General features: G+C 52.8%; 21 protein-coding genes. 8 read left to right on the forward strand and 13 right to left on the reverse strand.

Annotated elements, in window-relative coordinates:
- Positions 1-42: 42 nt before the first annotated feature.
- From H6G53_RS09330 to H6G53_RS09365, 8 genes are all read right to left on the reverse strand, one after another.
- Positions 43-279 (reverse strand): HNH endonuclease, encoded by a 237-nt coding sequence (locus H6G53_RS09330; RefSeq protein ID WP_190532265.1) that lies wholly within the window; start codon positions 277-279, stop codon positions 43-45.
- Positions 280-282: 3 nt separating this feature from the next.
- On the reverse strand, positions 283-663 hold the full coding sequence (locus H6G53_RS09335) for a KGK domain-containing protein (RefSeq protein ID WP_190532268.1): 381 nt from the start codon (positions 661-663) through the stop codon (positions 283-285).
- Between the two features lie 151 nt (positions 664-814).
- Positions 815-1,207 carry a KGK domain-containing protein gene (locus tag H6G53_RS09340; RefSeq protein ID WP_099533707.1) on the reverse strand — a complete coding sequence of 131 codons (393 nt, stop codon included), beginning with the start codon at positions 1,205-1,207 and terminating at the stop codon, positions 815-817.
- Between the two features lie 43 nt (positions 1,208-1,250).
- Positions 1,251-1,571, reverse strand: a complete 321-nt coding sequence (locus tag H6G53_RS09345) for a KGK domain-containing protein (RefSeq protein WP_190532272.1) — start codon at positions 1,569-1,571, stop codon at positions 1,251-1,253.
- Between the two features lie 39 nt (positions 1,572-1,610).
- Positions 1,611-1,937 (reverse strand): KGK domain-containing protein, encoded by a 327-nt coding sequence (locus H6G53_RS09350; protein ID WP_099533710.1) that lies wholly within the window; start codon positions 1,935-1,937, stop codon positions 1,611-1,613.
- Between the two features lie 77 nt (positions 1,938-2,014).
- On the reverse strand, positions 2,015-4,408 hold the full coding sequence (locus H6G53_RS09355) for a dynamin-like GTPase family protein (protein WP_190532275.1): 2,394 nt from the start codon (positions 4,406-4,408) through the stop codon (positions 2,015-2,017).
- Positions 4,409-4,682: 274 nt separating this feature from the next.
- Positions 4,683-5,099, reverse strand: a complete 417-nt coding sequence (locus H6G53_RS09360) for a hypothetical protein (protein ID WP_190532278.1) — start codon at positions 5,097-5,099, stop codon at positions 4,683-4,685.
- Positions 5,100-6,776, reverse strand: a complete 1,677-nt coding sequence (locus H6G53_RS09365) for a S8 family serine peptidase (protein ID WP_190532281.1) — start codon at positions 6,774-6,776, stop codon at positions 5,100-5,102.
- Between the two features lie 269 nt (positions 6,777-7,045).
- Between H6G53_RS09365 and rpe the strand changes: the two genes are divergently transcribed.
- Positions 7,046-7,744, forward strand: coding sequence for a ribulose-phosphate 3-epimerase (gene rpe / locus H6G53_RS09370; RefSeq protein WP_099533719.1), 699 nt, complete (start codon positions 7,046-7,048; stop codon positions 7,742-7,744).
- Between the two features lie 469 nt (positions 7,745-8,213).
- Here the strand turns inward: rpe and H6G53_RS09375 are convergent, their stop codons facing one another.
- Positions 8,214-8,861 (reverse strand): response regulator transcription factor, encoded by a 648-nt coding sequence (locus H6G53_RS09375; RefSeq protein WP_099533721.1) that lies wholly within the window; start codon positions 8,859-8,861, stop codon positions 8,214-8,216.
- Positions 8,862-9,341: 480 nt separating this feature from the next.
- On the reverse strand, positions 9,342-9,866 hold the full coding sequence (locus H6G53_RS09380; protein ID WP_242027882.1) for a ferredoxin: 525 nt from the start codon (positions 9,864-9,866) through the stop codon (positions 9,342-9,344).
- 326 nt (positions 9,867-10,192) lie between these two features.
- Here H6G53_RS09380 and groES point away from each other — a divergent pair, with 326 nt between their 5' ends.
- Positions 10,193-10,504 (forward strand): co-chaperone GroES, encoded by a 312-nt coding sequence (gene groES, locus H6G53_RS09385; RefSeq protein WP_099533722.1) that lies wholly within the window; start codon positions 10,193-10,195, stop codon positions 10,502-10,504.
- 189 nt (positions 10,505-10,693) lie between these two features.
- Positions 10,694-12,334: a chaperonin GroEL gene (gene groL / locus H6G53_RS09390; RefSeq protein ID WP_099533724.1), complete on the forward strand. Its 1,641-nt coding sequence runs from the start codon at positions 10,694-10,696 to the stop codon at positions 12,332-12,334.
- A gap of 685 nt (positions 12,335-13,019) precedes the next feature.
- Here groL and H6G53_RS09395 read toward each other — a convergent pair.
- Positions 13,020-13,844: an acyl-CoA desaturase gene (locus H6G53_RS09395; RefSeq protein ID WP_190532284.1), complete on the reverse strand. Its 825-nt coding sequence runs from the start codon at positions 13,842-13,844 to the stop codon at positions 13,020-13,022.
- A 184-nt stretch (positions 13,845-14,028) separates the two neighbouring features.
- Here H6G53_RS09395 and H6G53_RS09400 point away from each other — a divergent pair, with 184 nt between their 5' ends.
- From H6G53_RS09400 to H6G53_RS09415, 4 genes are all read left to right on the forward strand, one after another.
- Complete coding sequence (locus H6G53_RS09400) at positions 14,029-14,289, forward strand: hypothetical protein (protein WP_190532287.1); 261 nt, start codon at positions 14,029-14,031, stop codon at positions 14,287-14,289.
- Between the two features lie 49 nt (positions 14,290-14,338).
- Complete coding sequence (locus tag H6G53_RS09405) at positions 14,339-15,586, forward strand: methionine gamma-lyase family protein (RefSeq protein WP_190532403.1); 1,248 nt, start codon at positions 14,339-14,341, stop codon at positions 15,584-15,586.
- Positions 15,587-15,919: 333 nt separating this feature from the next.
- Positions 15,920-16,351 carry a Fur family transcriptional regulator gene (locus H6G53_RS09410; protein WP_347278305.1) on the forward strand — a complete coding sequence of 144 codons (432 nt, stop codon included), beginning with the start codon at positions 15,920-15,922 and terminating at the stop codon, positions 16,349-16,351.
- Positions 16,352-16,387: 36 nt separating this feature from the next.
- Positions 16,388-17,209: an MOSC domain-containing protein gene (locus tag H6G53_RS09415; RefSeq protein WP_190532290.1), complete on the forward strand. Its 822-nt coding sequence runs from the start codon at positions 16,388-16,390 to the stop codon at positions 17,207-17,209.
- A gap of 205 nt (positions 17,210-17,414) precedes the next feature.
- Here the strand turns inward: H6G53_RS09415 and H6G53_RS09420 are convergent, their stop codons facing one another.
- A complete protein-coding gene (locus H6G53_RS09420) occupies positions 17,415-18,545 on the reverse strand; it encodes an endonuclease NucS domain-containing protein (protein ID WP_190532293.1) in 1,131 nt (376 codons plus the stop codon).
- Between the two features lie 245 nt (positions 18,546-18,790).
- Here H6G53_RS09420 and H6G53_RS09425 point away from each other — a divergent pair, with 245 nt between their 5' ends.
- Entirely contained in the window at positions 18,791-19,201 is a 411-nt protein-coding gene (locus H6G53_RS09425) for a hypothetical protein (protein ID WP_099533734.1), read from the forward strand.
- A 16-nt stretch (positions 19,202-19,217) separates the two neighbouring features.
- On the opposite strand, the gene H6G53_RS09430 is transcribed toward H6G53_RS09425, so the two are convergent.
- Entirely contained in the window at positions 19,218-19,823 is a 606-nt protein-coding gene (locus tag H6G53_RS09430; protein ID WP_190532296.1) for a peptidoglycan-binding protein, read from the reverse strand.

A 19,823-nucleotide genomic window follows, 5' to 3' on the forward strand; every position in this document is an offset into this window, starting at 1 on the left:
AATCCTCTGGGCCCGATCGCCGTGATTGGAGTATGGCAATTATTACCAATTAAACCGGCGATCGAACCGCGAATCAAAGCGATCGCGCTTGCGGGCATTGCAACTGCGACAAAGGGTTTGCAAGTTACTAATGTCGTTGGAGCCACCAGCGGCAAGAGATTTGATGTGGTCAATTTCTAGGCGATCGCGGCAGCCGCAACTTTGGCATTGGTGATTGTCGCGATCGAGTACAAATTGTCGAACGGCTGGATCGATTTTGATGCGGGGAGTTTTGGCCATTTGCTATTCCTCTGCCAATCGCCGAATTTCATCTAACGGAGAGTCAGCCGGTTCAATGCTGGCTTCTAATAAGGGCAATTCTGGCGTTTCTAGTTCTGGCTCTGGTTCATCGGGACAAAACTCGATCCTTAATCGCAAAGTTCCTGACTCCCACTCATTTTGCCCAAACCTCAACACTTGTCCTTCAACGCCTTCTTCAGTGAACCACTGCCCCCGCCCTTCAGTCCAACGATAGTTGCCATAACCCCTTACATAATTCTCAACCACACTAGAGAGTCCTCTCATGAACTCTTTAACTGTGCAGGTTTCATTGGTTATACTGATGTGTTGAGCAGTAGAGATGGAGATCACCTCACCTAGCTTCATTAATTGATGATTCTCCACTCTGACTACCTCCAAATATAGTGCCAAGAGAATTAGATTCTTACGAATCTTTTTGGCGCTGAATTTTGCACCACAACTCAACTTACAGATTAATCAAATTCGTAACTGTCACGCTACGAGTCAATTTTAGTGCGAGGTGTTTTGGCCATTGCTATTCCTCTGCCAATCGCCGAATTTCATCTAACGGAGAATCAGCCGGTTCAATGCTGGCTTCTAATAAGGGCAATTCTGGCGTTTCTGGTTCTGGTTCTGGCTCCGGTTCATCAGGACAAAACTCGATCGACAACCTCAACCGCCCCGACTGCCACCCTTTTTTTCCATATCGCAGAGCTTCTCCCCTGATGCCTTCTGTAGAAAACCATAAACGGCGGTTGGAGTTCCACTCAATAGTGGATATGTTATAGCCGGAATAGTGTTGCAGTGCATTGGCAATAACCTGTAGGAATTCTTGAACTGTAGAGGTTGGGTTTTTTAAGCCAATTTGATATCTCATTTCGCATGAGATCACTTCATGTGGTTTGAGAGATGTAAATTCCTGGGGCATAGTTTTAACAAGTCCTGACTAAGGATAAGACTCCGGATCAACTTTATCCATCAGCCAATCTACGAATTTCATCTAGAGGCTGATCAGGGTTGCCAGTCAAGGACTCTACTTCGTCTGGTTCATCTGGCTCAAAAAGCAATGTTAGCCGCAGTCGTCCAGATTTCCATTTTGGTGCGCCTAGTCTTAAAACTTGGCATTTCATTCCTTCTTCTGAGAACAAAATTCTAAGATCCCCACCAAGGCGATCATTGATAATTTTTTGAATTTCTGAGATCTGGCTAGTGGGACGATTATTGATATAGTAGCCATACTCCATCGTGACCACTTCGTTGGACAAAAGTTCTTGCATTTTAGAAAAATCCATGATGAATAACCTCTTGAAGATTACAGTTCTACTTCTACCCTATTCCCCAGCCAGCTTACGTAGCTCATCCAACGTCGAGTTGGATCCTTCGGGGTTAGTAATCTCTTCTTCTTGATCTGGATCAAGCTCAATTTCCAGAAAGAAACGCACCTTCCCTGACAGCCATTGTTTTTGACCAGGACGCAAAACCCTACAGGGAAAACCATCCGAAAAAGCAGCCTTTTCTAAGTCCTCATCGTAGGTTTCTTCCAAGTTGGCAGTCATATCCGTAGCCAAGCAAGTCGAAATTTCCACAAAGGGCAAGTTGCCATCATCCGATCGAATGACATCCTCGGCATCAAGACGATAAACAATTGGCTCAGTCATTCAAAAATGCCTCAAAAATCTTGATTTCTGTCACTAGACAAGATGCTCAAGCCCCTTGCTGCCAAACACGGTTGGGGCTAGTTTACCAACTCAACGATCGGGAGTTGGTAGCGATCGCACCCCATGGATTGCAAACAGGAATCGATCGCCTCCACCGCTTGGTTATAAGTCGCAATTTGCTCCTGCAAAGCAGCTTTTTGTTCAGCCAGTTGCTCCAGTTGCTCTTGGGCTTCCTTCTCGATCGTTTTTTCCAAATGGTTACGGGCGATCGTGTATTGCTGCAAAATCACCTCTTCGTATTCCACCGCCACAGGCAACAGTTGCGACTTCAGAGTTTGGCTCACCGCTTGGCGAAAGGTGCTTGTCACGGTGCGCTTGACCTTGGGGGCAAAGTCGAGTTCTAACAATTGGCGAATGGCGGGTTCTGCTTCCACCATTGGCAAAAAGTCATAGCCCACAGAAGTTTGGCGCAACACTTCCCGAAACTGATAGAGCGAAACCGAGCCTTCCTGATAGAAATCGGGACTTTCGCGCACATAGCGATCGCACTCAGTGCTCGCCTCGCTGCGAAGGGCTAATTGCACGGATTGTTCGATCGCCTTCAATCGATCTTCTAGCCCCGCATCATCCCCCACCAATCGGCATAGCTCCCGATAATAATCCTGATGGCGGATTCGATCCATCAACAATGAAAAGAGCCGACGAATCACCCGATCAATTTCCGCAGTTAGCACTTCTTCTAGTTCATTGGCTAAGTAATAGAACGCCTCAACCAAAATTGCTAACAAAGGAGCGGTGGAATTGCGTGGATGAGCCAACGTAGCTCGCTGATAAGCTTGCTTGACGGAAAATCCATTCAGCAGCTCTCCCATCCGTCCTTGCATCCGCACCTGCAAATTGCGGAAATCGTCTTCAAAGCTGACACATTGATTGGTGACAATCTCGTTAACTTCACGCTTTAAATGATCTGCAAAATTTTCGGCTAGGCGCTTCAGATCGGTGTTGAGTCGATCGAGCCGATTGCTTTTAATGCCTTCGAGTTCCGTGGGCTGGCTATCGAGTTCTCGGTAGCGATCGCTATACAACCGACGCAGGGCCACGCAAAGGGGCTGTAAATCATTGGCCAAAGTCGAGAAAAGTTGCGGCCGCTTTTCTTCCGTTAAATAGCGCGTGATGCCCTCTCGAAATACTTCAATGCCACTGTCATGAATCAGTTGATCCACCAGGGGTGAACCATATTCACCCAAAATCCGAACATAGTTTTCGTTTTGGCTTTCATAGTTATTAACCGAGATCCGAAAACGATTGGCCGGTAATTTGCCAGAACTGGAGCAATAGCGATTGAATTCATAGACAAACTGCGGTGTTTCTTCGGCAATTTCTGCACTTTTGATGCTGCTGGCAAAAATGCTGTCGAGGCCGAAGCGATCGCCCGCACTGGTTTCTCGGAGTTGGCTGCCATAGAACCCCAGCAGCCCACTGGTTTTATAGAGCCGCTGTCCATCTCGAAACTGACTGGAAATCAGAGACTCTAGGCGTTGCCGCAGTTGAACGTTGTACCAAGTTTCATCAATGCGATTGAAAACAAAAAAGACCCGATCGCGAATTCCCGAATTGCTGCGCATCGCTTCCAGGAGTTCGGTTTCCTCTTTCGTCATGTCACCCGCTGCGGCTGGCTTCAGCACTGCAACCACAGCGGATGTATCTTCATTGCTAATTTTGCTGTAGGTGAGGGCGGCATCCTTTTTAACTGGTGCATCAATCCCTGGCAAATCAACCAGGACGTTACCATCTTCCAACAAAGGATGATAGCAGTAATATTCCACCCGTTTGAGCACAGCGCTGTTGCTACCCCGGCGAGCATAGGCCGCAGCATCTTTGAGGTTAGTGAAATTGAACTGCTCCATTGAGTAGGTGGTGTTGCTGGTGGGATGAATGCGATCGCGATTAGCCCACCAGCCTTCAATCAGTAACTTGAGCGCTTTTGCCTGTTTAGCCCGTTCAGACTTAGATTCACCGCCTTCTTTTTCAACCATCTTTTCACAAGCAGTGAGAATGGTTGAAACCGTCTCTTCTCGGTTCAAATCAATTGTAGAAGAAACCCCCAGACGCTCTAACAAAACCTGCACTTCTTCGTGGATTTCAGCCGCACTGGCAAAGGTCAATACAACCCGTTCGCGATCGCTCGGTGCATAGGCGATATAACATTCAATGCCGGTGGCGTGACCTTCGGCACTGTAGAGCAATTCTCGACCGAGCAAGGCGTTAATCAGCATTGATTTGCCAGCGCTGAAAGCCCCCACAAAGGCCACTTCAAAGGTCGGGGCGATCGCCTTACGCAGAGATGTATGAACTGACGTAATATCTTGATTCTGGAGTGTGGACTCTTGCTCAACCAGATGCACAATGGCTTCAACGGATTCCTGGAGATTCTGACAAGCTGCGATCTGATTGCTATCCAATTGAGCCATGGGATTTCCAACCAATTGAGATCGGTTTAAAGATTCAGAGAATACTGGCGAGAACAAAGGTTGCTGTTTGAGTGAGCCTTTGTTCTCGCAAGTGGCTGAGATTAGGATAGCGCAAAACAATACCTATCCCATTTATAGGGTCGCACAATACGGCTTTTTTGAACCTTAATTAACATCCTAAACTTTAAGTGGCTGCATCAGGTTGAGAGGTACGAAAAATCGTCAAGTTGGCAGAAGTTGGGCTACCGTTTTTTGCACATCAACCCAATCGATCTCAGTCAGAATCCGGCCGATCGCCCGATCGCCCCCGGCCCGGCCCGAGCGCCCAGGAGCGCCGCCGCCACACGGACACCATCAGCCCCACACAAATCAGGCAATAGGTGCTTGTCCAGGCGCTTTGCAGCAATAAAAAACTGAGGCTGGGGTTAGCGAGCTGTTCGCTGACGGTATTGCCCACGGCTAGCCCGATCGCCCAGCCGATCGCCAACTGCACCGATCGCTTGGCCGCCACAAATTCCCGCTCATCCAAACCCGATCGCCGCAGGGCCAGCAAGGCCGGCAACCAACCGGCGATCGGCGCATAGTAGAGATACAGGCGCAGCCGGGAGCCGATCGGGTCGAGATCCCGATCGCGCACCCCCAACTCGGTGCGATCGATCAGGGGCGGCACATCCTCGGGCGGCTGGTGCATTTAGTTGGCTCCCTTCGTCCACCAAGCGAGGGCATACTCATCACTTTGACCCACAGCCGCCTCCTTCAGGGCCACGCGCACCCGATAGCGGCCGGTTTTGGGCACTTCACAAAACACATGCTCCACGCTGTCCACGGAGCTGATCGATCGACAGGGGTTGGTGGTGGTGGCCACGGTTTCCCCTTCCGGAATCAGGTACAGATCAAAATCACTCAGACCTTTGTTCACAAAACCTTCCCCCCGATCGAACCGGCCATTGTTATTGCGATCGAGCAATTCCACATGGCGGCTCCAAGTGAGGGTCAAGGCCGCAAAGCTGCCGCCCTGGAGCGGTTGGGCGATCGGGTAGTCGTGAACGGCCGGTTGGTCATCCTTCAGGGCCAAGGATTGGAACGCCCAGCCCACCAAGGGCACAGCCTCGCCCGGCTGCCATTGACCCGGTGCAAACTGTTGATAGGCCCGGTAGGCATTTAGTTGACCCGCACCGATTTGTTCATCGAGCGGAATCGTCGGATCGCTGGAGGCATCGGAATCGAGCCAGGTTTTCTCGTCTTCGCGCCACACATCCCGGGTCATGCCCAACCGGTTGCCATCTCCCGCGTCCTTGGCCTTGTCTGCGGAATTCATCAGCACCGCTTTCATCACCTGGTGGCGACGGGCATCTTTGCTCCAACGGGCTTGCTTTCCGGCAATTTGCCGCTCGGCCCATTCCTGAAGCAGGGCCACGGTGGCGGTGACATGGGGAGTGGCAAAACTCGTGCCGCTGGCATAGATCACCTGGCCGCTCAGTTCATACAGCCCCACATCGGCCCCCGGAGCCACCAGCCCGATCGACCGCCGCAACCCCGCATTGCTTTCGAAGCCCACCAAATGCCGACCAACCCCCGTGACCACGTTCCCCAGGTTGGCAAAATCCAACTTGGAAAACTGCCCCCGAAACCGCCGGGTAAAGGCCACATTGATGCCGTTGAAGGTGTCCGTGGGAATTGAAATGCCCCCATCGCCCTGATTGCCCGCAATCAGATACAGCACTTCATGGGCCCGCGCCGACCAATCCACACAAAGGGTGAGCAGGGAATTGCCATCCAACATGGCGTTCAGTCGCTGATCCTGGCTGAGGGGTTCGCCAAAACTGAAGTTAATGGCTCGCACATCGCCATGGTTTTGCAGGGCCACGGACTGGCTAGCTAAACATTCCCCAATTTGGCCATTGCCTTCGGATGGGCCCGTGGCTGCGGAATAGAGCATGGCCCCAGGAGCCACGCCCCGCGCCAATTTCCCCGATCGCCCAATCATCACCCCCGCCACACTGTGGGCATGGCCATCCACATATTCATCGGGCCCTGGCCGCTCTTCCAAAACCAACAGGCCCGCAGTTCGAAAGTCATCCGCGTTCCCCACCGCTTTGTCGTAGCCAAAACGACCGGGCCGACCAATTTCCACTTGGCCAATGCCAATTTTGCGGCCGGTGATGTTGTAGGGCGCTTGGTGCAGTCGATCGGAATCGATGCCATCGGGCCCTGTGGACAGCGGCAACAGCACGGCGGGCAAAGTGGCGCTGGCGGTCGTGGCGATCGAGCAGCCGATCGCCCCTAACAACACCAAGCGCCCAGTCCGAATCAGGGCTTGGCCGAGGCGATCAAATTGGAGGGAAAACAAATGGCGCGATCGACCCATAACTCCTCACTGATAGCTGATGAAAGCTGACCAAATTGCTGGCTCAATTAAGGCAACGAACAGATTTTGGGCAAATTTTGGACGAACCTTGGGCGAACAGATCCTGATCCTGTCTTGATCGTGGATAGATCGGGGATACTGTTTGGGTTGTAGCGCGATCGCTCGTCAAGAAACCCTGAAAAACCTGCAAGTTTTAACAAATATTGTTCATATTCTGTTAAAACAAATACAATTTCTACCCTTGCCCGCCCCCAGAGGACGCACCCACCATGAGCCAAAAGCCCATCGTCGTCGCCCCTTCCATTCTATCCGCCGATTTCAGCCGCCTGGGTGAAGAAATTCGGGCCGTAGATGCTGCCGGTGCTGATTGGATCCACGTTGATGTCATGGATGGTCGCTTCGTGCCGAACATCACGATCGGCCCGCTGATCGTTGAAGCCGTGCGTCCTCACACCCAAAAGCCCCTCGATGTCCACCTGATGATCGTCGAGCCGGAAAAATATGTGGATGCGTTCGCCAAGGCCGGCGCTGACCACATCACGGTTCACGCAGAGCACAACGCTTCGCCCCACCTGCACCGCACCCTCGCCCAAATCAAGGAAGCCGGTGCAAAGGCTGGTGTGGTGTTGAATCCTTCGACCCCGCTGGAATTGATTGAATACACGCTGGAACTGTGCGACCTGGTGTTGATCATGAGCGTCAACCCCGGTTTTGGCGGCCAGAAGTTCATCCCCGGTGTGTTGCCGAAGATTCGCAAGCTGCGTCAAATGTGCGATGAGCGCGGTCTCGATCCTTGGATTGAGGTGGATGGCGGCCTGAAGGTGGACAACACCTGGCAAGTGCTCGAAGCGGGTGCAAACGCGATCGTGGCCGGTTCGGCAGTGTTCAATGCGCCGGATTATGCCACCGCGATCGAAGGGATCCGCAACAGCAAGAACCCCGCCACTCGCGAGCTGGCTGCGGTCTAGGATTTTTCGGGTGGCCAATGGGCTGGCGATTTTCGATCATTGCAGATTGATCGCCCGCCCAAAGCCATCAATCAAGATTGCTGTAGTAGCGTGGCTGCCTTAATCCGCTGGGTTAAATGACATGGCTGTTACCGTCACCTGATCGTTAAGCAGCAAGGGGCTTAAGCCCCTTGTTACCACGACTGGCTCCGCAACTTTGACCCAATGCATTAAGCCTGTCGCGCTAGTAGCTAGACCATCACTCACCACTCAATCAATATCAATTACGATGAGCGATTTTAGCCAATTCAGGCGATCGCTCATCTTTTTTTATTAAGGTTTCGTTTGAGTTTTTGTTTGAGGTTTTGCTTTTGATTGTTTGAGGTTTTGCTTTTGAGTTGTTGGCTTAAGCTGTTCACTTATTTTTTGCTTAAGCATTTTGTCTATCGCTGATCTATTTTTTTGCTTAGTGTTTTCCTTAAGTTTTTGGTTATAACGCCATTCGAGTTTCGATCGCCCAGCGTGCCAGTTCTGTGCGGTTGCTGAGTCCCGTTTTGCCTAACATATTGCTAACGTGACTTTCGATCGTGCGTTGGCTGACACTCATCAATTCAGCAATTTCCCGATTCGCCATGCCCCGCGCCACCAACTGCACCACCCGCGACTCCGTGGGGGTCAGTTCCACGTCTTTTGGCACTTTGAATTTGGGCGATCGATCTCCCTTGGCTTGATAACGAATTAACCGGGAAGCCTGTTTCAAAGAAGACTCGACTTGGGCCACCAATTCTTCCGGTTCAAAGGGCTTGGTCATGTAGATATCGGCCCCCGTGGTCAGCCCCTTAATTCGATCCTGGCTTTGACCCTTTGCCGACAGTAACAGCACCGGAATCCAGTTCGTTCGCGGGTCTTGGCGCACGGATTTCACCAGGCTGTAGCCATCCATTTCCGGCATCATCACATCGCAAATGATCATATCTGGCAAATCTTGCTCAAGCTGTTCCAGGGCCTCGCGACCGTTGCTCGCCGGAATCACCACATATCCGTGAAATTCCAAATAATCTTTGACGAGCAAAATCAGATTTGGATCGTCATCGATGAGTAAGATTCGTTTTTGAATACCAAGATTGCTTCTTCTCATAGGAAGCGAAAAGATCTTTAGGAAGAGCGGAAGTTAGCACGATCGAGTGCGATCGCCTACCTTTTTAATCACTCAGGTTAATTTCAGTCCCGTTGAATGAGCTGCTCAAGGAGCTGCATAGCCCAAGGAACTGCATAGCCTACGGGTCGGGAATTTAAGGGGAAAATTAAATTCACCGCAATTGTTCACAACCACTTCACTGCCATTTCACCAACATTTCACCAAAACTTTGTCGCAATCCGCCGCAGGAATGCGCCGCAATCATACGACTAGGATGAACTTAGGGTCGTGGTCGTTGGGCCACGGGCAGGAAATCCGAAAAACCAACCACGGCTGGACAAGTTAACCAGCTACGGACAGGATTGATGGGTATTTTTTTAACCTGCCTCCTAGTTTAGGGCAATGCTGGTGTTGAGTGCTACCAGTAATTTCGCTAGGCAGTCCTGATTCCCGAGTGCAACGGCTGCCCAGTTCCGCCGCTCAGGGAGCCATTTGGGGCAAAGATCGCTCAAAGAAAGCCAAGGACTGCACAACACGCCCACCAATGAGATGTTCCTGAATGATCTGCTCAATCGCGGCTGGAGTGGCGCGTCGGTACCACACGCCTTCGGGATAAACCAGCAGGATTGGCCCTTCCGTGCAAACCCGCAAACAGTTCGCTTTTGTCCGAAAAACCACGGAGGATGGGGAAAATTCTGAACCTGAGGGGTTGCCTGGGCCGGTTCCGTCAAGACCCAGTTCTCGCAATCGGCGCTTCAGATAGTCCCAGGATTCTAGGCTGGCATCCTTGGGGCAGCAAAGGGGTTTGGTTTGGTCGGCACAAATGAAAACGTGGCGTTCGATGCGATCGATTCCCAATGTCCGCACCACGGGCAGGAGCGATCGGGCCTCCTCGGTGGGGGAATTGGTTTGGGCCTCGGCAGGGCAAGGGGTTGAGGCATCGGGATCGAGATCGGGTCGATCGGCCTCTGGGTTCGCAAGGGAAGAGTGCAATGGGGTTGCCATGGGGCAATGCAGTGGGGCTGAGGGTGGTTGGCAAGGTGTGCCGGGCGGCGGGTGACGTACTGGGCGGGGCGATCGAGATCTTTCCAAGTTACGCCCTGGTTGCCAGTTCGGAAACCCGTACAGAGGGGTCTGTTGTCAGGCCCCATGGTCTCCAGTAAATTAGCACTCGGATGGAGAGAGTGCTAAAAGCCGTTGGTCAGGCTGCGACAGACACCCTGTCAGCACCGCGCAGTTAGCACTGCGTAACCATGGGTTTTCAGCCTTTCGCCTATCCGCTTCACCATTGGTCTAGCTTTTCACTTCAAACCTCTGGAGACAGATTCTGTATGGCAGCCGTATCGTTGAGCGTATCGACCGTGACTCCTTTGGGCGATCGCGTATTGGTCAAAGTCGCCGCCGCTGAAGAAAAGACCGCTGGCGGTATTCTCCTGCCCGATAACGCCAAAGAAAAGCCCCAAGTTGGCGAAGTCGTCGCTGTGGGCCCTGGCAAGCGCAACGATGATGGTAGCCGCCAAGCTCCCGAAGTCAGCACTGGTAACAAAGTTCTCTACTCCAAGTACGCTGGCACGGATATCAAGCTGGGCGGCGAAGATTACGTCCTGCTCTCTGAAAAAGACATCCTGGCGGTTGTTGGCTAATTAAGCCATGGCCCGAGCCGTCCCGATCGACCGCTGCTCTTTAAGGGCTGCTCTTCAAGGGTTGACGGTTCCTCGGCTCGATCGCCCCGGTTAAGCCGATCGCCAAACCGGCTATCGCTACACCGGACTAACCAGCCCAATCCTGGGTTTCGCAAAACTCCTCATTCTTCAATCTCCAACAGGCAGATCATGGCTAAGAAGATTATCTACAACGAAAACGCCCGTCGTGCCCTTGAGCGCGGTATGGACATCCTGGCGGAAGCCGTGGCCGTCACCTTGGGTCCCAAGGGTCGCAACGTCGTGCTCGAAAAGAAATTTGGCGCACCTCAAATCATCAACGATGGTGTGACGATCGCCAAAGAAATTGAACTGGAAGATCACGTGGAAAACACCGGCGTGGCCCTGATTCGCCAAGCCGCTTCCAAAACCAACGACGCAGCGGGCGACGGAACCACCACCGCCACCGTGTTGGCCCACGCGATCGTTAAAGAAGGTCTGCGCAACGTGGCCGCCGGTGCCAACGCCATCACCCTGAAGCGCGGTACTGAAAAGGCCGTCGCTTACCTGGTGGATCAAATCAAGGCCCACGCTCGCCAAGTCCCCGAAAACGACTCCAAAGCCATCTCGCAAGTGGCAGCCATCTCCGCCGGCAACGACGAAGAAGTTGGCCAAATGATCGCCGATGCCATGAGCAAAGTGGGCAAAGAAGGCGTGATCTCCCTGGAAGAAGGCAAGTCGATGACGACTGAGCTGGAAGTCACCGAAGGGATGCGCTTCGACAAGGGTTATATCTCGCCCTACTTTGCTACCGACACCGAGCGGATGGAAGCAGTGCTGGATAACCCCTTCATCCTGCTGACTGACAAGAAAATCACCCTGGTGCAAGACCTGGTGCCGATCCTGGAGCAAGCCGCTCGCGCTGGCAAGCCCCTGCTGATCATCGCTGAAGACATCGAGAAGGAAGCCCTGGCCACCTTGGTGGTGAACCGTCTGCGTGGCGTGCTGAACGTGGCCGCTGTGAAGGCTCCTGGCTTCGGTGATCGCCGCAAGGCCATGCTGGAAGACATCGCCATCCTGACCGGCGGTCAACTGATCACCGAAGATGCTGGCTTGAAGATCGACAGCACCAAGCTGGAGCAACTGGGTCAAGCCCGCCGGATCACGATCACCAAGGACACCACCACGATCGTGGCCGATGGCAACGAAGCCGAAGTGAAGGCCCGTTGCGAGCAAATCCGCCGTCAAATGGAAGAAACTGAATCTTCCTACGACAAGGAAAAACTGCAAGAGCGTCTGGCCAAGCTGGCTGGCGGTGTGGCAGTGGTGAAGGTTGGCGCGGCCACCGAAACCGAAATGAAGGATCGCAAGCTGCGTCTGGAAGATGCGATCAACGCCACCAAGGCGGCCGTTGAAGAAGGCATCGTGCCCGGTGGTGGTACAACCCTGGCACACCTGGCTCCTAGTCTGACCGATTGGGCAAATGCCAACCTGAAGGATGAAGAGCTAACCGGCGCACTGATCGTGGCTCGTGCCCTGACGGCTCCCCTGAAGCGGATTGCTGAAAACGCCGGTCAAAACGGCGCGGTGATCGCTGAGCGCGTGATGGAAAAAGACTTCAACGTGGGCTACAACGCTTCGAGCGGCGAATACGTAGACATGTTTGAAGCCGGGATCGTTGACCCCGCCAAGGTGACCCGCTCGGCCCTGCAAAACGCTGCCTCGATCGCGGCGATGGTGCTGACCACCGAGTGCATTGTGGTTGACAAGCCCGAACCGAAGGAAGCTGCTGGCGCTGGCGCTGGTATGGGCGGCGGCGACTTCGACTATTAAGTCTCGCCCACAACCCTTGTCCCGGGCATGGTTCAGGGAATCGTTACCCAACTTGTAGGTGTAACGATCCCTCCATAACCCAGGCCAACTCAAAAGTAAATCGGTTGGGAGCTATGCCACAGGCAGTTAGTTTCCAGCCGATTTTGCATGAACGGTGATTCTGGAGGGGCTGGCTTCGCTGGATCTTTTGCACAAATCCGCAAGAAACCCTCATCCCCAAACCCCTTCTTTTCAATTGGGCAGTGAGAAGCCAGCGCTATGGATTTTCAGCGCTATTCATCTCCGGCGATCTCATGGCGGCTGGTTGAGTTCCTTTGAGGGTGGCCTCATGAACAAAACAACCCATCAACCCAATTCATGTCAACCCAATTCATGTCAACCCAATTCATGGGCAACAAAAAAGCAGCACTCCCATGGGTACTGCTTTAAGACTGAAAGCTTAATCGCGGGTTGAGTTCGACAGAAATAAACCAACCCGTCGATCAATTTGCAATTGAATGGTAGGGATTTTCAACCGTACAGCGAAAGAGGGCTAATCAACTGGTTTTAAAGATCGTTGAGTTAAAACGACTAAAGACAATTCTTGAATCAAGCTTTGAAGCTTTTGGGGCCAAGCTGGGATTGAATCAGAATTTTCCTCAAACCGTTGTCAAGCGATCAGGGCTGAACGGCCGCTCACTCCAAGTTACGATTCCGCCTTCACCAACTTGACGTTCTTCGCCAAGCCCAAGAACTGCAACAGTTGGATCGTCATCCAAGTGGCATCAATTTCCCACCAAGCCAAACCATGGCGAGCGGAGTATTGATGGGCATGGTGGTTGTTGTGCCAGCCTTCGCCGTAGGTCAGGAGCGCCACCCACCAGCAGTTGGTGGAGCGATCGCCTGAGTCTTCAAAGGTGCGATAGCCAAACTTGTGGGTGGCGCTGTTCACCAGCCAAGTGCAATGCCACAGGGAAACCATCCGCACGCAGATGCCCCAGAGCACAAACGACCATCCACCCATCAGGTACAGAATGGCGGCGAGGGGAATTTGCAGCAGCAGGAAGTAACGATCGAGGAATTTATAGAAAGGATCGTCGCCGATATCCTTGGTGAAGCGGGGAATTTCGCTTTCGGCGGGCACTTCGTACATCATCCAACCGATGTGGCTCCAGAGGAAACCCTTGGTCGAATCATGATGATCCGGATCGGTGTCCGAATGCAGGTGGTGGTGGCGGTGCAAACCAACCCACCAGATGGGGCCACCTTGGGAGGAGAGCGTTCCACAGAACACGAAGAAGTACTCCAACCACTTGGGAACCTCGAAACTGCGGTGGGTGACGAGGCGATGCCACCCAAGGGTAATTCCGAGGCCGCCCGTCACCCAGTGGAGGAAGATCATCAGGCCAACGGCTGCCCAGCTAAAGTTTTGCGGCAGAAATGCCACGACGGCTGCGATGTGCATCGCCGTCATAAAGATAATTACGCCCCAGTCTGGGCGCAAGTTCTGTGCGGACGTTGCGGCAGTCATTCAATTACCTATGTCATCGATGCGCTAAATCAGCGTATCATTTCCTATTTGAATTTCTTCACAATGGACTGAGCATCCAGGTTGACCGAAATTCAGCGGTAGTGTGGGTTGGCGCTGCGAAATCTAGGAATCGGCAGCAGCCGCAGAGGGGCGGCTCGATCGCGATCGGGGGTTTAGGGAATTTTTGGGATCGCGAAACCTTTCGATCGCGATCAAGCCGGGGATCAACGCCAGTCTAAGTCAGGAATCCCTGAAAACATTGGGGATCACGGGCGATCAACCGGCTCAGATTGGTCGTGTTTTGACCTTGATCAGTGCATCTTTGCCCCTCAATTTTGGGTTGTTGGTGATCTTGATTGAGCACCGGAGCGGTATTTTGGAAAGCTTGCCTAATTTTGGCAATTTTTTGGGCGCAATTACGAAAATTCAAGCCATTTGGGGTTAGTTCGGTCATGGGGATTCAGATGGATCAGGCCACCAAGGGCGGTGTCACGGTGGATGCGGCGGCGGTGGTGCAACAAGCGGTGGAGGAGTTGGGGCCCCGATTCGGGCAAATCGATCGCGCGGTGCAGGTCAAACTGAAGCGTGTGCTGGATGCGTTTCGGGCGGAACGAGTGGGGGCCCACCATTTTGCGGGGGTTTCGGGCTATGGCCACGATGATTTGGGTCGGGACACGCTCGATCGAGTCATGGCCCGGGCCCTCCAGGCCGAAGCCGCGATCGTGCGAGTGCAAATTGTGTCGGGAACCCACGCGATCGCCTGTGCCCTCTTTGGGGTGCTGCGGCCCGGCGATGAGCTGCTGTCCGTAGCCGGCAAACCCTACGACACCCTGGAAGAGGTGATTGGCAAGCGGGGCAGCGGTCAAGGATCCCTGATGGATTTTGGGATCACCTACCGGGAATTGGATTTGACTCCGGCCGGGACGATCGATTGGGAAGCCCTGGCCCAAGCAATCCGTCCAGAAACAAAGATGGTCACGATCCAGCGATCCTGTGGCTATGACTGGCGACCCAGTCTCTCCGTTGCCGACATTGGCCGGATCGTGGCGATCGTGAAGGCCCAGAATCCGAACACGATTTGCTTTGTGGACAACTGCTACGGCGAATTTGTGGAAGACAACGAACCGACCGCCGTGGGCGCAGACCTGATGGCCGGCTCCTTGATCAAAAACCCCGGCGGCACGATCGTCACCGCTGGCGGCTATGTGGCCGGCCGGGCTGATCTTGTGGAGCAAGCGGCCTGTCGGTTAACGGCTCCCGGCATTGGTTCCGAGGGCGGGGCGGCCTTCGACCAACACCGACTGCTCTATCAGGGTTTGTTCTTGGCTCCCCAAATGGTGGGAGAAGCGCTCAAGTGCAATTACCTAGCAGCGCGGGTGTTTGCCAACCTGGGCTATCCGGTGAATCCGGCTCCGGACGCAGCCCAAAGCGACATCATCCAGGCCTTGAAGCTGGGCAGTGCCGAAAAGGTAATTGCCTTTTGCCGGGCAGTGCAACAGGCTTCCCCGATCGATTCCTACGTGGATCCCGTGCCGGCCGTGATGCCCGGTTATGAAGACCAAGTGGTGATGGCTGGGGGCACCTTCATTGAAGGCAGCACCTCAGAGCTGTCGGCCGATGGGCCCTTGCGCGCGCCCTATGTGGCCTATTTCCAAGGGGGAACCCACTGGACCCACGCGGCGATCGCCCTGGAAACGGCCGTGGCGGCGATCGGCCCCGCAGGCAGTGCCCTGGAGTCTTAACCACCAGTGATTTGGCTCAATGGGCGGTTTAATCAGCAGCGCGATCGACTGAACCGCCCAGACAGTCCATGGGAGCATTCCATTCGCACCAAACCCTTGTTTCCAAGAGGTGCGCTAAAATCAAATCAGTCCGGGTATGAGATAGCCCCCTGATGTGGTAGAGGCTCGCAACAACGCCAGCCCCGATCGCCCATCCCCCAGCGGTTTACACCCCTGACAGCCACCCCCGGCATCGAACGGCCCGCCGCTGTCAAGAGACCGTCCGCGCTCTCGCCCGTCCCTGAACCTGCCCTCAAACCCAGTTGTCTAACCCGTTCTGCTGAGAAGCCGCCCGTGAAACCCATTCGATCGCTTGATGATGCCCTAGAACGCTGCCAAACCCTGGGAATGCGCGTCAGTCGCCAGCGCCGCTTCATCTTGGAACTGCTATGGGACGATCAGGAGCACCTATCGGCACGGGAAATTTATGACCGACTGAATCGGCGGGGCAAAGACATTGGCCACACCTCGGTTTACCAAAACCTGGAAGCCTTGGCCCGTAACGGCATTGTGGAATGTATTGATCGGGCTGATGGTCGTCTGTACGGCAACATCAGCGACCCCCACAGCCACATCAACTGCTTAGACAGCGGCCGAATTGTTGACGTGCATGTGACCCTGCCACCGGAGCTGATTGCCCAAATCGAGGCCCAAACGGGGGTCAAGATCGCTGACTATCGGATCGATTTTTACGGCTACGATCAGCAGTCTGCCCAGGCCAGCTAGTGCCAGTTGCCCCATCGATCCCCCCTCTATTCCCCCATGTCCACCTACCCGAGGCTGGCCCGCATCACCCTGTTTCCGATCAAGTCCTTGGATGGTGTCGCGGTCGATCGGGTTGCCCTGACGGCGGCTGGATCCTTAGTGGGCGATCGGGAATTTGCCCTGCTCGATGCCCAAGGCAAGTTCATTAACGGCAAACGCAACGCCGCCATTCACCAAATTCGATCGACCTTTGACCTAGCCCAACGTCTCGTCACCCTGCGCTTACAAGCAGGCTCTCAACCCGCCGCCACCTTCCATTTAGATCGCGATCGGGCAGCATTAGCCACCTGGTTCAGCGACTATTTTCAGCAACCGGTCACCATTGCCCAAAACCACGAGGCCGGCTTTCCCGATGATCCGGCCGCTTGGGGCCCCACCTTGATTAGCACAGGGTCGATCGCAGCGGTGGCCAGTTGGTTTCCAGATTTGACCGTCGCGGAACTACGCGATCGGCTGCGAACCAACCTGGAAATTGACGAGGTGGAGCCTTTTTGGGAAGAACAGCTCTACAGCACCGCTGGCAACGGGATCCCGTTTCAAGTTGGCGCAGTGCCATTTCTGGGCACGAATCCCTGTCAACGCTGCATTGTCCCCACCCGAAACAGCCAAACCGGCGAACCCACGGCTCAATTTCAAAAAACCTTCATGGCCCAGCGCCAAATCACCCTGCCACCTTGGGCCGAGCGATCGCGTTTTAATCACTTCTACCGATTGGCCATCAATACCCAAGTTCCGGCGATCGACCCCAATTCTGCCTCTGTCAACAAAGAATCTAGGATGTTGCAAGTGGGCGATTGGTTAACGCTCACATTGGACTAAATTAAACTAAATTAACTGGTAATTGAGTTAATTAGTCATAGCAATTACCTCGCCTAATGAGCACCTTGACAGTGCGTGGTAGAGCAGTTTTAAACGTCAGTTCAGGATAAGGGAAACAGAAGTGATCTTGTAGGTTGGGTTGAGGTACGAAACCCAACAACAGCAAAACTAGTGGCAATCTAGCGCAAAGATAGATCACCTAGTACTAAATTTTCTCTAGCCAAGCTTCTAGTGCCAAGTTTATTAAGTCTTGCAGGGATGATATTTCTTCTTCGTTCTTAATTAAGGAGAGATATCCTTTTATGGGCATTGCCAAACCTGACTTATAGTGCGGATTTAGAGTTTGATCCTTATATCTTTTTTCGACAAACTGCTCTCGATAATCCTTATCGGTAAAGTATCTCTCAACAGAATACACCCCATAATTAGGAGGTAGTAATTTATTCAGAGGTCGAACTGATCCCAGCCACAATTCTTCATAACTCACCATCCTTCCGTTCCCCTTTGGAACATGCCCTAATGAAGTTACTGATAGCCAATCTGTCCAGATCTTCATCCTAGCAATAATTTTTCTGGCACCCATTGTTCTTGATGTAACATGCGGTAGCCACAGAAACAAGGCTGGTGTTTTGCGGCTTTCATCATATCTCAATTCAGCGCAAGGTCTGGTTTTACTAGAGCCATACAAAATATTATTGCCAATAGGTATCTCCTTCATTTGGTGATGAAATCCGAGTATTTGTTCTCTTGCATTCAAAATGAATTGTCGTTCAGTTTCTGCAACATCAGTCAGTAATTTCAACAGTCGTCTTGGTGGTTCTTGAACTAACCGCTCCTGTGATTCCTGCTCATATGAGACAGTGATCGAAGATGACTCATTATTTTCTAAATTGTGGAGAGTGAATATGAGACTTTCAGATTTTATAGACAAATCAAATGTTAAAAAATGAATATCTAAACAACTATACTTTCTGTCAATTAGATTATCTCTGTGAAAGACAGGGGAGATTATTAAGATTTTAATAGGCTTAGAGTAGTCAACAAAATCAGCCAACGGCTTCTCTTCTAGTAAAGCGTCGTAATATCGAGATACTTGATTGACAACATATCGGTCTTCTTGATTTTTAAGTTCCACAATGAGTAGTCTTTTATCAGAATCTACAGCCAAGATGTCGCAGAACTGACCACCAATAGGAAACTGTCTTTTTAATGGAGTAACACCTAGCATTTTATCTAAGCATAAATACAGGAAGTCTTCGAGGTTTGCCTCCGACTGAAATTCCCATTTTGAACCTATTTTTTTAAGCTTGGCTACTTTAGAAAGTGAATAAGGCATGGTTCAGAAAATAAGTTAAGACTTTTATTTTAGGTTAATCATTTTAACTTGCTTAACACTTAATATTGATTAAGTTCAGAAATTTTTAATTCGTTCAAGTGAAATTTTGATAAGAATTTTGAGTTGCAGCCTTAGATCAAAATCATGAGGTACTCAAACCTAGGCGATCCACAACATCCACAAGACCCGTAAAATCAGCAAGATCATCTCCCAAATTATCCAATTCGCACCCCCGCAACGGCCCTATGGAACATGGTTTGATGTGGCTGCCCCTCCTGGGGCTGTTTATTGGTCTCGCCTATGCCGGTTGGAATGAATACCAACGGCTAGAGGCTTACAAAATTTGGGCAAAAGGGTTCGATCGCGCCAAATACGACATTTACGCCGTCTTGGGCCAAAAGGGTCGTGAATTGGTTTGGGGCATTCCCAACCGCAAGGGGCCGATCGAGGTGCAACGGCTTTCCCTGGAGCAAGTGCAGGGCGTGGTGCTCATGGCCGATGGCCAGGCGATCAACCCCGAGAAATATCCCACTCAAGCCAAGCAGGTGATTTTGGAGCTGGTGCGCAAGGACAGCGGCCCAGCCATGAAAATTCCCTTCACCCAAATTGATATCGCGGCCCAATGGGCGATCGCCCTGGAGCGGGATTTGGGTTAGGGCGATCGCGTCAAACCTAGCCCAGCAGACCCAGAGCCGCCTTGGTGCGCGGCCCGGCTACTCCGTCAGGAACTAAGCCAGAGTCCCGTTGGAATCGCTTGACCGCCGCTTCGGTGATCGGGCCGTAATACCCCGTGACCCGAAAGCGGAAATAGCCCAAGTCTTTCAGCCGCTGTTGCAAACGACTGGTGTTAACGTTGCGACCGCCCACACAGCTATAGCAGGGGCCGGCTCCTGCGCCCCATCCGCCGCTATTGCGAAGATAAGGGGGGCGGTAAACGTAGCTGCTGATGGTTTTGAAGGTGGGGCAAGGGCGAACGGTGATGGGTGGCAGGGGCTTGGTGACGGGGCGATCGGGATTGACGAAGGCGGGGCCGTCGCCCACGCCGCCGCCACCGCCATCACTGCGGAGGGTTTCACCCGCCTGCTCAGCGGCCAGGGCCGGGCCGATCGCCGCGCCCAGAATGCTGACGGTCAACAGCAGCGACAAAAAGCGCAACCAACCTTGGGACGACAGCCGCTCCCAGGCGATCGCCCGACTGAGGGCCGCTTCTAGGGACGGGAGTTCCAGGAAATCAGACCGGTAGGCCGCTGCCAAGTGGGGATAGCCAAGACTTTCCAT

It is taken from the genome of Limnothrix sp. FACHB-406 (assembly GCF_014698235.1).
GTDB lineage: Bacteria > Cyanobacteriota > Cyanobacteriia > CACIAM-69d > CACIAM-69d > CACIAM-69d.